This is a genomic window from Pseudomonas sp. ADAK13, from assembly GCF_012935715.1.
Taxonomy (GTDB): domain Bacteria; phylum Pseudomonadota; class Gammaproteobacteria; order Pseudomonadales; family Pseudomonadaceae; genus Aquipseudomonas.
This window is the reverse complement of record NZ_CP052860.1, coordinates 5325597-5338647: the sequence shown is the minus strand read 5'-3', so window position 1 is coordinate 5338647 and position 13051 is coordinate 5325597. Positions and strand designations below refer to the sequence as shown.

At 62.1% G+C, this 13051-nt stretch carries 10 protein-coding genes, 1 pseudogene and 2 riboswitches; of the genes and pseudogenes, 7 read left to right on the top strand and 4 right to left on the bottom strand.

Translation table 11 applies throughout. The features are described 5' to 3' along the window. Nucleotides 1-2: 2 nt before the first annotated feature. Nucleotides 3-1064, bottom strand: coding sequence for a cobalamin biosynthesis protein CobW (gene cobW / locus HKK54_RS24670; protein ID WP_169388135.1), 1062 nt, complete (start codon nucleotides 1062-1064; stop codon nucleotides 3-5). A gap of 93 nt (nucleotides 1065-1157) precedes the next feature. Further along, nucleotides 1158-1359: riboswitch (cobalamin riboswitch) on the bottom strand. Continuing rightward, the gene (locus HKK54_RS24665) at nucleotides 1356-1877 is read right to left on the bottom strand and encodes a winged helix-turn-helix transcriptional regulator (RefSeq protein ID WP_169388134.1); all 522 of its coding nucleotides are present in this window, start codon (nucleotides 1875-1877) and stop codon (nucleotides 1356-1358) included. It overlaps the preceding riboswitch by 4 nt. A 112-nt stretch (nucleotides 1878-1989) precedes the next feature. Here HKK54_RS24665 and fabF point away from each other — a divergent pair, with 112 nt between their 5' ends. The 5 genes from fabF (at nucleotide 1990) to cobM (ending at nucleotide 5723) form a co-directional block, all read left to right on the top strand. Continuing rightward, nucleotides 1990-3258: a beta-ketoacyl-ACP synthase II gene (gene fabF / locus HKK54_RS24660; RefSeq protein ID WP_169388133.1), complete on the top strand. Its 1269-nt coding sequence runs from the start codon at nucleotides 1990-1992 to the stop codon at nucleotides 3256-3258. 36 nt (nucleotides 3259-3294) lie between these two features. Beyond that, a riboswitch (cobalamin riboswitch) is annotated at nucleotides 3295-3509 on the top strand. Nucleotides 3510-3606: 97 nt separating this feature from the next. Then, on the top strand, nucleotides 3607-3795 hold the full coding sequence (locus HKK54_RS24655) for a CbtB domain-containing protein (RefSeq protein WP_003217883.1): 189 nt from the start codon (nucleotides 3607-3609) through the stop codon (nucleotides 3793-3795). 11 nt (nucleotides 3796-3806) lie between these two features. Next, nucleotides 3807-4505 carry a CbtA family protein gene (locus HKK54_RS24650; RefSeq protein ID WP_169388132.1) on the top strand — a complete coding sequence of 233 codons (699 nt, stop codon included), beginning with the start codon at nucleotides 3807-3809 and terminating at the stop codon, nucleotides 4503-4505. Continuing rightward, nucleotides 4502-4894: a cobalamin biosynthesis protein gene (locus tag HKK54_RS24645; protein ID WP_169388131.1), complete on the top strand. Its 393-nt coding sequence runs from the start codon at nucleotides 4502-4504 to the stop codon at nucleotides 4892-4894. The genes HKK54_RS24650 and HKK54_RS24645 overlap by 4 nt, the downstream gene beginning before the upstream one ends. An 82-nt stretch (nucleotides 4895-4976) precedes the next feature. Continuing rightward, on the top strand, nucleotides 4977-5723 hold the full coding sequence (cobM, locus tag HKK54_RS24640; RefSeq protein WP_169388130.1) for a precorrin-4 C(11)-methyltransferase: 747 nt from the start codon (nucleotides 4977-4979) through the stop codon (nucleotides 5721-5723). Nucleotides 5724-5934: 211 nt separating this feature from the next. On the opposite strand, the gene nfuA is transcribed toward cobM, so the two are convergent. Continuing rightward, nucleotides 5935-6519 (bottom strand): Fe-S biogenesis protein NfuA, encoded by a 585-nt coding sequence (nfuA, locus tag HKK54_RS24635; RefSeq protein ID WP_003210817.1) that lies wholly within the window; start codon nucleotides 6517-6519, stop codon nucleotides 5935-5937. Between the two features lie 94 nt (nucleotides 6520-6613). Next, nucleotides 6614-8905 (bottom strand): annotated as a pseudogene (locus HKK54_RS24630) (fatty acid cis/trans isomerase). Nucleotides 8906-9069: 164 nt separating this feature from the next. Between HKK54_RS24630 and metH the strand changes: the two are divergent. Together metH and HKK54_RS24620 are read left to right on the top strand one after the other, a co-directional pair. Next, entirely contained in the window at nucleotides 9070-12780 is a 3711-nt protein-coding gene (metH, locus tag HKK54_RS24625; RefSeq protein ID WP_169388129.1) for a methionine synthase, read from the top strand. A gap of 47 nt (nucleotides 12781-12827) precedes the next feature. Then, nucleotides 12828-13046, top strand: a complete 219-nt coding sequence (locus tag HKK54_RS24620; protein ID WP_010173007.1) for a DUF2970 domain-containing protein — start codon at nucleotides 12828-12830, stop codon at nucleotides 13044-13046. The last annotated feature ends 5 nt before the right edge of the window (nucleotides 13047-13051 follow it).

The window sequence follows — 13051 nt, the reverse complement described above, 5'->3', positions numbered from 1 at the left end:
ATTTAAACGCTGAGGGCAGCGCGCAATTGCGCTTCGAGCAAGGCGGCGTCCAGTTCCTGGCCGATCAGCACCAGGTGCGTGGCGCGCGGCTCATCGGCGCGCCAGGCGCGGTCGAAGTGCTTGTCGAAACGCGTGCCCACGCCCTGGATCAGCAGGCGCATCGGCTTGTTCGGGATCGCCGCGAAACCCTTGACCCGCAGGATGCCGTGCTGGACCACCAGTTGGGTCAGGGCGTCGAGCAGCAGGCTTTCGTCTGCCTGGGGCAGTTCGATGGAGATCGAATCGAAGGCGTCGTGGTCGTGGTCGTCTTCACCTTCGTGGTGATGATCATGGTGGCTGTGGCGACCGTCGATGTGCTCTTCGGAGCCAGCGCCCAAGCCGATCAGCACGTCCAGCGGCAGGCGACCGCTGCTGGCTTCGATGATTTTTACCGCGGGCGGCAGCTCTTCAGCCACTTCCAGGCGCACACGGGCCAGGTCTTCAGGGCTGATCAGGTCGCACTTGTTGAGGATCACCAAGTCGGCGCTGGCCAGTTGGTCGGCGAACAGCTCGTGCAGTGGGGATTCGTGGTCCAGGTTCGGGTCGAGTTTGCGCTGAGCGTCAACCTGGTCCGGGAAAGCGGCGAAAGTGCCAGCGGCCACAGCCGGGCTGTCGACCACGGTGATCACCGCGTCAACGGTGCAGGCACTGCGGATTTCCGGCCACTGGAACGCCTGGACCAACGGTTTTGGCAGGGCCAGGCCTGAAGTTTCGATGAGGATATGGTCGAGGTCGCCGCGACGGGCCACCAGTTCGCGCATCACCGGGAAGAACTCTTCCTGGACGGTGCAGCACAGGCAGCCGTTGGCCAGCTCGTAGACGCGGCCGTTGGCTTCTTCCTCGGTGCAGCCGATGGAGCATTGCTTGAGGATTTCACCGTCAATGCCCAGCTCGCCGAACTCGTTGACGATCACCGCAATGCGGCGCCCCTGGGCGTTGTCCAGCATGTGGCGCAGCAAGGTGGTCTTGCCCGAGCCGAGGAAGCCGGTAACGATGGTGACGGGGAGTTTGGCCAGTGTTTTCATCGGATGCCCTTTGGGGCGGGCATACGGGACGAGTGGCCCTGCGCGGGTGCGCAGAAGCAGAATTCGCCACCGGATCACCCCGCCCGGTTGAAGTAGAAAATCGGTTGCGAGGCAGGTCTCCTGGCTTGGGGCTTGCCGACGGTGTGGCCGGCGCTGGCTGCGCCTTCCCGCCTTGTTCAGGCAGTGGCGTGGCAGTCAGATAAACCCTTTACAGTTGCGGGGGCAGCCGCGGCATCGACCGCGTTCCCTTCTTAGCTTCGGCCTGGGCCGAAGAACCTCGAACGTGCAAGGCTACGCAGTGCGCGGGGACGGGTCAATGTCCGAGCGCTTGGCGCGAAGCAGCGCCAGGCGCTCCAGCATGCCCTCGCTCGCTGCCGGCCCGGCTTGCACGCTGCATTGTTCAACGGGCACACGCGCCCCGCTACCGGCTTCCACCACCGCCACTTCCACTGGGCGCCGGGTTTCCCGGTCGACCAACTGCAGGCTTTCACCTTCGGTGGCGAAGTGGCGGTTGCCCCAGCCGATAAACGCCATGATCACCACCCGGAAATCCTCGCCCACCGGCGTCGGCACGTACTCGAAACGCGGCGGCCGCTCGCTGTATTGCCGGCGCTCCAGCAGGCCGGCATCCACCAGGCTGTTAAGCCGGCGCGTGAGCATGTTGGGGGCAATCTCCAGGCTCTGGGAGAACTCGTCAAAGCGCCGCAAGCCTTGCAGCGCATCGCGCATGATCAGGATGCTCCACCACTCGCCTACCCTTTCCACTCCACGGGCTACCGGGCATTCGGCATTTACCAGTGACTTACGTTGCATTGCAGTTCCTCTGTGGGGCGGCCCCGAAAATTTAAGCTGTTCGATGTTACTTTCATAATGATAGTTTCGTCGCAGCATTGCTACCAAACTGAAATGGCGGAGCTAAGCGATCATGAATAAGCGAATTGTTGTGACCGGCATGGGTGCAGTCACCCCGCTGGCAACCGGCGTGGAGCAGACCTGGAAACGCCTGTTGGCAGGTGAATCCGGGATCCGCAGGCTACCCGAGGCCTTGGTCGGTGACTTGGCAATCAGCATTGGCGGCCAGGTGCTGGGCCGGGATCAGGACCCGCACGCCGGGTTTGACTCCGACAGCGTGATCCCCGCCAAAGAGCAACGCAAGATGGATCGGTTCATCGTGTTCGCCCTCGCCGCAGCGCAGGAAGCCCTGGCGCAGGCGGGCTGGGCGCCGCAAACCGCATCCCAGCAAGAACGCACCGCGACGATTATTGCTTCCGGCGTCGGTGGTTTCCCGGCGATTGCCGAGGCGGTGCGCACCGCTGACAGCAAAGGGCCGCGCCGCCTGTCGCCGTTCACGATCCCGTCATTCCTCGGCAACATGGCCGCCGGGCATGTGTCGATCCAGCATCAGCTGAAAGGCCCGCTTGGCTCCCCCGTCACCGCGTGCGCCGCCGGCGTACAAGCCATTGGTGATGCCGCGCGCATGATCCGCGCCGGCGAAATCGACATCGCCGTGTGTGGCGGCGCCGAAGCTTGCATCCACCGCGTCAGCCTGGGCGGCTTTGCCGCGGCGCGGGCGCTGTCCAGCGATTACAACGACACGCCGGCGCTCGCTTCCCGCCCATTTGATCAAGGCCGCGACGGGTTTGTGATGGGCGAAGGTGCCGGGTTACTGGTGATCGAAGAACTGGAGCATGCGCTGGCCCGGGGCGCGACGCCGATTGCGGAGCTGGTGGGATACGGCACCAGTGCCGATGCCTATCACATGACTTCAGGGCCCGAAGACGGCTCCGGCGCACGTCGTGCAATGGAGGCGGCGATTGCCCAAGCGGGGATCACCCCGGCACAGATCCAGCATTTGAACGCCCATGCCACCTCCACACCTGTCGGCGACAACGGTGAGCTGGCGGCGATCAATACGCTGTTCGGCGCCGATTCGAGTGTCGCTATCAGTGCCACAAAATCGGCGACCGGCCATCTGTTGGGCGCTGCGGGCGGGATTGAAGCGATCTTCACCGTGCTTGCCCTGCGTGACCAGATAGCCCCGGCCACCCTCAACCTGGACAACCCGGACCCGGCCGCCGCCGGGCTGAATCTGGTGCGTGGCCAGGCCCGGCCGCTGCCGATTGAATACGCGATTTCCAACGGGTTCGGGTTTGGTGGCGTGAATGCCAGTGTGCTGTTCAAGCGCTGGCAGTAAACCGGCGATTTGACGCCCATCGCCCGCCCATGCTCTCCTACACATCTTGTTTCGGGTGCCCTTCACAGGGTGAAACGGGAAACCGGTGAGTCATGTGCCCTTACTCAAGGGCGTGACGAGTCCGGTGCTGCCCCCGCAACGGTAAGCGAGTGAAACATCAAATCCACTGTGCCTGTACGGCATGGGAAGGTGATGTTTTAAGGCCCAGGCCCCTCGCAAGCCCGGAGACCGGCCCGAAAAAATCAGATAACAAACCCGCGGTGGGCGGGCGCTGTTCGGAACCCTGCGTGCCTGGCTCGCGGGGTTTTCATGCGCTCGTGTCACCCTGAAACCCAGAAGGGACGCGCCATGTCGATCATCAGCAGCACTGCCTCTACCGCCAGCACCACTGCCACTTTGAGCCAACGCCTGACCGCCGCCATCGGTGCGTCGATTCTTGGCGCGTGCCTGGTGTATTTCGCCGGTTTCTCGCACATCGAAGCGGTGCACAACGCCGCCCACGATACCCGCCACAGCGCTGCGTTCCCGTGCCACTGAGACCTGCCGACATGATCAAGCGTATCGCTCAAACCGCAGGTTTCACCGGTCTTCTGGCCGCCTTGTTGCTGACGTTGCTGCAAAGCTTTTGGGTCGCCCCGCTGATTTTGCAGGCGGAAACCTACGAAAACGCCCCGGCCGCTACCGAAGTGCATGAACACGCCGGCGCTGCCGCTCACACCCACGACGCCGAAGCCTGGGAGCCGGAAGACGGCTGGCAGCGCGTGCTGTCTACCACGGGCGGCAATTTGGTGGTCGCGGTAGGTTTTGCCCTGATGCTTGCCGGCCTGTACACCCTGCGCGCCCCGACCCGCACGGCTCAAGGCCTGCTTTGGGGCCTGGCCGGTTACGCCACGTTCGTGCTGGCGCCAACCCTCGGTTTGCCGCCTGAACTGCCGGGTACCGCTGCGGCAGACCTGGCACAACGGCAAATCTGGTGGATCGGCACTGCGGCCTCCACCGCGGCCGGTATCGCGCTGATCGTGTTTGGTCGCAACTGGCTGCTGAAAGTGCTGGGCGTGGCGATCCTGGCGGTGCCCCACGTGATCGGCGCGCCACAGCCGGAAGTCCACTCGATGCTGGCGCCGGAAGCCCTGGAAGCTCAGTTCAAGATTGCCTCGCAACTGACCAACGTGGCCTTCTGGCTGGCGCTGGGCCTGATCAGTGCCTGGTTGTTCCGCCGTAACCGTGATGATCAGTACGCGGCATGATCCTGGCAGTTGGCCTGGGTTGCCAGCGGGGTTGTCCTGTCGACGCCCTGCTCGACCTGTTCAATGCCGCCCTTGCCGAGGGTGGCATTGAGCGCCAGCGAATTACCGCGCTGGCCAGTCTTGATCGCAAGCAGGATGAGCCGGGGCTGCTCGCACTCGCCCAGGCGCTGGAACTGCCTTTGACGTTTTTCAGTGCGGCGCAACTGGTGCCTTACGAAGATCGATTGAGCCATAAGTCAGAGACTGTATTTGCCCATACCGGCTGCTACGGCATCGCCGAAAGTGCTGCCTTGGCGTTGGCTGAACAGCTGTCCCGACGCCCCGCCACCTTATTGGTCACCCGCCAAAAAACCGCCCAGGCCACCTTTGCATTGGCTTGCGCCGGCTGAATTCCCGATAATCATCAGCTTCCATCATGAGCATTCTTCATCTGAAGCCCTGCTCGCGTGCTTTTTTCACAGGAACATATCCATGACTGTCTTTTTCATCGGCGCAGGTCCAGGCGACCCGGAACTGATTACCGTCAAGGGCCAGCGGCTGATTCGCAGTTGCCCGGTGATCATCTATGCCGGTTCGCTGGTTCCGGCGGCGGTGCTTGAGGGCCATCAGGCGGAAGTCGTGGTCAACAGCGCTGAATTGCATCTGGAGCAGATCATCGAGCTGATCAAGACCGCCCACGGAAAAGGCCAGGATGTGGCGCGGGTGCATTCCGGGGATCCGAGTCTGTATGGGGCGATCGGCGAGCAGATTCGCGTGTTGCGCGAGCTGGGGATTGCGTTCCAGATCATTCCCGGGGTGACGGCCGTGGCGGCCTGTGCGGCGTTGCTGGAGGCTGAGCTGACGCTGCCGGACATCGCTCAAAGCGTGATCCTGACGCGTTATGCCGACAAGACCGCAATGCCGGCAGGTGAAGCGTTCGCCAGCCTGGCGCAGCATGGCACGACGATGGCGATCCACCTGGGCGTGAATCACCTGGAGAAGATCGTGGCTGAGTTGTTGCCTCACTATGGCGCGGACTGCCCGATTGCCGTGGTGCATCGGGCGACCTGGCCGGATCAGGATTGGGCTGTCGGCACCCTGGCCGATATTGCCGGGAAAGTCGCGGCCAAGGGCTTTCGGCGTACGGCGCTGATTCTGGTAGGCCGGGTGCTGGCCAGTGACAGCTTCAGCGAGTCCTCGCTGTATCGCGCCGGCCATGCCCACCTCTACCGCCCCTGAAGGAGCATAGAACCAAATGTGGGAGCGGGCTTGCTCGCGAATGCGTCGGGCCAGTCAATATAGGTGTCGACTGATCCACCGCGTTCGCGAGCAAGCCCGCTCCCACACTTGATCTTCTTCGTTAAGAAGATTGTGTAACAAACTGAATAACAAGCATAAAAAAACGGCGCTCACGGGGCGCCGTTTTTTATGTCCGCAGTGAACACCTTACTTAGTAGTAGGCGTTTTCTTTCTGCGTATGGTCAGTCACATCACGCACGCCCTTAAGCTCTGGAACGCGCTCCAGCAAGGTGCGCTCGATGCCTTCACGCAAGGTCACGTCTGCCTGGCCGCAGCCCTGGCAACCGCCACCAAACTTCAGCACGGCGATCCCGTCATCCACCACATCGATCAGGCTTACCTGACCGCCGTGGCTGGCCAGCCCCGGGTTGATCTCGGTTTGCAGGTAATAGTTGATGCGCTCGTTGATCGGGCTGTCCGCATTAACATTCGGCACCTTGGCGTTCGGCGCCTTGATGGTCAGTTGGCCACCCATGCGATCAGTGGCGTAATCCACCACGGCATCGTCAAGGAACGCTTCACTGAACGCATCGATATACGCCGTGAAGCTTTTCAGCCCCAGCGCCGTGTCTTCAGGTTTTTCTTCACCCGGCTTGCAGTAGGCAATGCACGTCTCGGCGTACTGGGTGCCGGGCTGGGTGATAAAGACGCGGATGCCGATACCCGGGGTGTTCTGCTTCGACAGCAGGTCAGCCAGGTAATCGTGGGCGGCGTCGGTAATGGTTATGGCAGTCATGGAAACTCCTCACAGGCTTGCCGGCAGTTTACGCCAAATTATTACCGAGGTACAAAGTCCTAGTAATTTTGTCGGAAAAGACTTTCGCCCCCGATCAAAGGTTTTCATAACGGTTCATGTCCAGCACACCCTCTTCCACCGGTGTGGTTTCGCGGATGTACTGCGACAGGTCGTGGAAATACTGCCAGAACAACGGGTGACTGCGACGGATGCCCCAGCGGTCGACAATCTTCTCGAAACGATTGGCGTCCTTGGCGTTCTCCAGGGCGGCGACAAACTCCGGCACTTGCTCCGCAGGAATGTTGAACATGAAGTTCGGGTAGCTGCTCAGCACCCCGGGATAGACGGTCGCCGTGTCCAGGCCCGGCTGGTAACGATAAGCCTCACCCAGCATGAAGGCCACGTTGCTGTGGGCGCGGTTGCGCAACAGACTGTAGACCTCGCGTTTGCCGCTGTGGGTTTCGATGCGCAGCATCGTGGCTTCCGGCAACTGGTCGATCACCTTGAGCCCCGCCGCCGGGCGGTTGGTCAGGCGGCTGAGGGCCTGCTCGGCGTCCTGCAACGCCGGGTCGATGCCAGGGCGCGAGCAATAGGCGCTGACGCAGCGGTTGATCGGGTCCGGGCTGGCGTTCAGGTCGCCGTAACGGGCCAGCAACTGGTTGGCAAAGTCACGCTTGGGGTCTTTTTCATCGAGCTTTAGGCCCGTGGGCTTGTCATCGTCGATGGCCTCATAGTCCAGCCACAGCTTGACCTTGCCGCTGTTCTGGTACCAATCGTCGAGGAAGTCATCGCGGGAATCGGCCGGCATCAACCGCAGGAAGTTCTGCTCGGCGCCATTGCGGATCAGGTCGAAATACAGACGCGTCTGGGCCTGATGGGAGACGTTGCCGAACACATCGAAATTCACCGCCAACTGGTAATAGGTGCGCTCCAGCAACGGATAGTCGAACAGCCACATCGTTTGCGGCACTTCGCCGATCAAGCCCTTGGTCACCGACGCACTGTCAAAGTGGCGGAAGATCGTCAGCAGCGCGTTGTCATTGCCGGCCCACAGGCTCGACCAACTCGGCGGCGGCACGTCGGCATAGCTGTCCCGGCGCAACGCCTCGTACTCATTACGCTTGTCGCGGTATTTGATCCAGAGGCTGAGCACGCTGCCCACATCATCAATCTGCCCCGGCATCGCCAGCAACGGCGTGGCCTGGCCGCGGTAACGGGCATCGGTGATGTACAAGTCGTGGTCTGGGTCCTGGAACAGGGTCCAGAAGTTGTCACGGATCACGTCCGTGGCGATTTGGCCCCGGCACACCGGCCCGCGAATAAAGGTGCGCACGAAGTATTCAGCGTTATCCAGCATGAACTGGTAACGCGCCTTGGCCGGAATCGCCTCGAAGGTCTCGAACGGGTTGGCCCGGCGGCCCGGCCCGTAACCCGGCAACGCGTGCACCTGCCAGTCATCGGTATAGAACAGCGACTTGATCCGGGCCATTTTCTCGGCGCTGAACGGATAGGTGATGTGGGTCTTGTGCACGATCACGCCCTGTACTGGCCACAGGCGGTAGTAAATCTGGGTGCCGGGGTCGTCGTTGGGACGGCGGGTGTTGATCAGGTCGATCGGCTGGCCACTGGGCGTACGAGAGCGTACCCACTGGAAGAAATGCCCCGGCTCGCCGCCTTCAAAGTAGATGTGGGCGAGAAACAGGTGCTCGAACAACCAGCGCGCTACCAGGCTTTCCCGGGCGCCGGGCTAGTTGAACAGGTTTTCCCACTGCTGTACTTGCAGGGCTTCCTGGGCACTCGGCGCCAGGCCTTGTTCGTCGATCGGCGCACCGGAGGCCAGCCAGCGCTGCAAGGTCTGGTACTGCTGGTCGGTCAGGCCGGTGACCGCCAGCGGCATGCCTTCTTTGGGGTGCGAACCGGCGTAGGCATTGAATTCGCCCGGCATCGGGCACGTGTTTTCGCGGTTCAGGCCCAGCACAATGTCATCCGGCAGCTTGGCGTTGGGCTGCAACGGCGCGTTATGCCCCAGCTCCAGCATCCGTGCCATCAGTGCGGCCTGGCTGCCCTGGGCATCCAGCACCGAGTAGAAGCCCTTCTGCTGCCAGGCGGCCTTGCCGAAGGCGTCATAGAACAGGCGCGTAGGTTGGCTGGCCTGGCTGCGCTCGCCGTCGTACACCGGCACTTTGGTGGCGCCGCGGGCCGCGCCTTCGGCACTGCCCAGGTTGAGCTGGCAGGCCGAGTCATAACAGGCGTGGCAGGCCACGCATTTCTCGGTGAAGATTGGCTGGATATCACGGGTATAAGAGATCGCCGGGGCGGGACCTTCTGCCTGTGCGGTGAGAGCGAACAGCGCAAACGCGGCGCTGGCGATAAGGCGAAGTGACATGTTCCCGGTCCCGATTCAATGCGTACAGTGAAAAACCCGGCGATTCTACCGATGTAACATCCTCGACAACATGAGCGATATTCATGCAAAACCGGTGCATGCTCTAAAAGCGCACAGGTTTGCTATGATCTTCGCCCTCCGTAATACCTGACCAGAGTAGTCCCATGCCCGATCGTAGCGCTCGTCTGCAAGCCCTCCACCAAACCCTCAAGGAACGCATCCTGATCCTCGACGGCGGCATGGGCACGATGATCCAGAGCTATAAGCTGGAAGAGCAAGACTACCGTGGCAAACGCTTCGCTGACTGGCCGAGCGATGTCAAGGGCAATAACGACCTGCTGGTGATCACCCGTCCGGACGTGATCGGCGGCATCGAAAAAGCCTACCTGGATGCCGGCGCCGACATCCTGGAAACCAACACCTTCAACGCCACGCGCATTTCCATGGCCGACTATGGCATGGAGGAGCTGGCCTACGAGTTAAACGTAGAAGGCGCACGCCTGGCCCGCAAGATCGCCGACGCCAAGACCCTTGAAAACCCGGCCAAGCCGCGTTTCGTCGCCGGCGTGCTCGGCCCGACCAGCCGCACCTGCTCGCTGTCGCCCGACGTGAACAACCCCGGCTACCGCAACGTGACCTTCGATGAGCTGGTGGAAAACTACACCGAGGCCACCAAGGGCCTGATCGAGGGCGGCGCCGACCTGATCCTGATCGAGACCATCTTCGACACCCTCAACGCCAAGGCTGCGATCTTCGCCGTGCAGGGCGTGTTCGAGGCGCTGAACGTAGAACTGCCGATCATGATCTCCGGCACCATCACCGACGCCTCCGGCCGTACGTTGTCGGGCCAGACCACCGAAGCCTTCTGGAACTCGGTCAGCCACGCCAAGCCGCTGTCGGTGGGCCTGAACTGCGCCCTGGGCGCCAGCGAGTTGCGCCCGTACCTGGAAGAGTTGTCGAACAAGGCCAACACCCACGTTTCCGCGCACCCGAACGCCGGCCTGCCCAACGAATTCGGCGAGTACGACGAACTGCCGTCGCAAACTGCCAAGGTCATCGAAGAGTTCGCCCAGAGCGGCTTCCTCAACATCGTCGGCGGCTGCTGCGGTACCACGCCGGGCCACATCGAAGCCATCGCCAAGGCCGTGGCCGGTTACGCCCCGCGTCCGATCCCGGACATCCCCAAGGCGTGCCGCCTGTCGGGCCTGGAACCGTTCACGATTGATCGCCGCTCGTTGTTCGTCAACGTCGGCGAGCGCACCAATATCACCGGCTCCGCCCGCTTCGCCCGCCTGATCCGCGAAGACAACTACACCGAAGCCCTGGAAGTCGCCCTGCAGCAGGTGGAAGCCGGCGCCCAGGTGATCGACATCAACATGGACGAAGGCATGCTGGATTCGAAGAAGGCCATGGTGACCTTCCTCAACCTGATTGCCGGCGAACCGGACATCTCCCGCGTACCGATCATGATCGACTCCTCCAAGTGGGAAGTGATCGAAGCCGGCCTGAAATGCATCCAGGGCAAGGGCATCGTCAACTCCATCAGCATGAAGGAAGGCGTCGAGCAGTTCATTCACCACGCCAAGCTGTGCAAGCGCTACGGCGCTGCAGTGGTGGTGATGGCCTTCGACGAAGCCGGCCAGGCCGACACCGAGGCGCGCAAGAAAGAGATCTGCAAACGCTCCTACGACATCCTGGTGAACGAAGTCGGCTTCCCTCCGGAAGACATCATCTTCGACCCGAACATCTTCGCGGTGGCCACCGGTATCGAAGAGCACAACAACTACGCCGTCGACTTCATCAACGCCTGTGCCTACATCCGCGACGAGCTGCCGTATGCACTGACCTCGGGCGGCGTGTCCAACGTGTCGTTCTCGTTCCGGGGCAACAACCCGGTGCGCGAGGCGATCCACTCGGTGTTCCTGCTGTATGCGATCCGCAATGGCCTGAGCATGGGTATCGTCAACGCCGGCCAACTGGAAATCTACGACCAGATCCCGGTCGAGCTGCGCGACGCCGTGGAAGACGTGGTGCTCAACCGCACGCCGGAAGGCACCGACGCCCTCCTCGCCATCGCCGACAAGTACAAGGGCGACGGCAGCGTCAAGGAAGCCGAGACCGAAGAGTGGCGTGGCTGGGACGTCAACAAACGCCTGGAACACGCGCTGGTCAAGGGCATCACCACCCACATCGTCGAAGACACCGAAGAATCCCGGCAGTCGTTCGCGCGCCCGATCGAGGTGATCGAAGGCCCGCTGATGTCCGGCATGAACATCGTCGGCGACCTGTTCGGCGCCGGCAAAATGTTCCTGCCCCAGGTGGTGAAATCCGCCCGGGTGATGAAGCAGGCCGTGGCCCACTTGATCCCCTTCATCGAGCTGGAAAAAGGCGACAAGCCGGAAGCCAAGGGCAAGATCCTGATGGCCACCGTCAAGGGCGACGTGCACGACATCGGCAAGAACATCGTCGGCGTGGTGCTGGGTTGCAACGGCTACGACATTGTCGACCTGGGCGTAATGGTGCCGGCCGAGAAGATCCTGCAAGTGGCCAAGGAACAGAAGTGCGACATCATCGGCCTGTCCGGCCTGATCACGCCTTCCCTTGACGAGATGGTGCACGTCGCCCGCGAGATGCAGCGCCAGGATTTCCACCTGCCGCTGATGATCGGTGGCGCCACCACCTCCAAGGCCCACACGGCGGTGAAGATCGAACCGAAGTACAGCAATGACGCCGTGATCTACGTCACCGACGCGTCCCGCGCCGTGGGCGTGGCCACCCAGTTGTTGTCCAAGGAATTGAAGGCCGGTTTTGTCGAGAAAACCCGCCTGGAATACATCGACGTGCGCGAGCGCACCTCCAACCGCAGCGCCCGCACCGAGCGACTGAGCTACCCGGCGGCGATTGCCAAGAAGCCGCAGTTCGACTGGAGCACGTACACGCCGGTCAAGCCGACCTTTACCGGTTCCAAAGTGCTGGACAATATCGACCTTAACGTCCTGGCCGAGTACATCGACTGGACGCCGTTCTTCATTTCCTGGGACCTGGCCGGCAAATTCCCGCGCATCCTTGAAGACGAAGTGGTCGGTGAAGCCGCCACCGCGCTGTACGCCGATGCCCAGGAAATGCTCAAGAAGCTGATCGACGAAAAGCTCATCAGCGCCCGCGCCGTGGTCGGTTTCTGGCCGACCAACCAGGTGCAGGACGATGACCTGGAAGTCTACGACGACGATGGCCAGCCGATTGCCAAACTGCACCACCTGCGCCAGCAGATCATCAAGACCGACGGCAAGCCCAACTTCTCCCTGGCCGACTTCGTGGCGCCCAAGGACAGCGGCGTGACCGACTACATCGGCGGTTTCATCACCACCGCCGGCATCGGCGCCGAAGAAGTCGCCAAGGCCTACCAGGACGCTGGCGACGACTACAACTCGATCATGGTCAAGGCCCTGGCCGACCGCCTGGCCGAAGCCTGCGCCGAGTGGCTGCACCAGCAGGTGCGTAAAGAGCACTGGGGCTACGCCAAGGACGAGCAACTGGATAACGAAGCGCTGATCAAGGAACAGTACAGCGGCATCCGCCCTGCTCCAGGCTACCCGGCGTGCCCGGATCACACCGAGAAGGCCCAGTTGTTCCAACTTCTGGACCCTGAAGCCCGCGAAATGCAGGCCGGCCGCAGCGGCGTGTTCCTCACCGAGCACTACGCGATGTTCCCGGCAGCGGCGGTCAGCGGCTGGTACTTCGCCCACCCGCAGGCGCAGTACTTTGCCGTGGGCAAGATCGACAAGGATCAGGTGGCGAGCTACACCGCGCGCAAGGATCAGGACTTGAGTGTGACCGAGCGCTGGCTGGCGCCAAACCTGGGTTACGACAACTGATCGCGGGATTGACTATGCTGTCCATACACACCTTTACCGGGGGATGTATGGACGATCCAGCCAACCAAAAGCCACCGACGTTCTGGCAGATGCTTCACAGCGTCATGGCCGCCGCCTTCGGCGTGCAAAGCGGCAAAAACCGCGCCCGCGACTTTACCCACGGCAAGCCCAGTCACTTTGTGGTGCTGGGCGTTCTGTTCACTGCCGTCTTTGCCTTGACCCTGTTTGGTATCGTCAAGCTGGTGCTGCACCTGGCCGGGGTTTGAGCCCG

Coding starts and splice junctions, on each gene's coding strand:
- cobW (WP_169388135.1), bottom strand. CDS start 1,064: ATGAAAACACTGGCCAAACTCCCCGTCACCATCGTTACCGGCTTCCTC.
- HKK54_RS24665 (WP_169388134.1), bottom strand. CDS start 1,877: ATGCAACGTAAGTCACTGGTAAATGCCGAATGCCCGGTAGCCCGTGGA.
- fabF (WP_169388133.1), top strand. CDS start 1,990: ATGAATAAGCGAATTGTTGTGACCGGCATGGGTGCAGTCACCCCGCTG.
- HKK54_RS24655 (WP_003217883.1), top strand. CDS start 3,607: ATGTCGATCATCAGCAGCACTGCCTCTACCGCCAGCACCACTGCCACT.
- HKK54_RS24650 (WP_169388132.1), top strand. CDS start 3,807: ATGATCAAGCGTATCGCTCAAACCGCAGGTTTCACCGGTCTTCTGGCC.
- HKK54_RS24645 (WP_169388131.1), top strand. CDS start 4,502: ATGATCCTGGCAGTTGGCCTGGGTTGCCAGCGGGGTTGTCCTGTCGAC.
- cobM (WP_169388130.1), top strand. CDS start 4,977: ATGACTGTCTTTTTCATCGGCGCAGGTCCAGGCGACCCGGAACTGATT.
- nfuA (WP_003210817.1), bottom strand. CDS start 6,519: ATGACTGCCATAACCATTACCGACGCCGCCCACGATTACCTGGCTGAC.
- metH (WP_169388129.1), top strand. CDS start 9,070: ATGCCCGATCGTAGCGCTCGTCTGCAAGCCCTCCACCAAACCCTCAAG.
- HKK54_RS24620 (WP_010173007.1), top strand. CDS start 12,828: ATGGACGATCCAGCCAACCAAAAGCCACCGACGTTCTGGCAGATGCTT.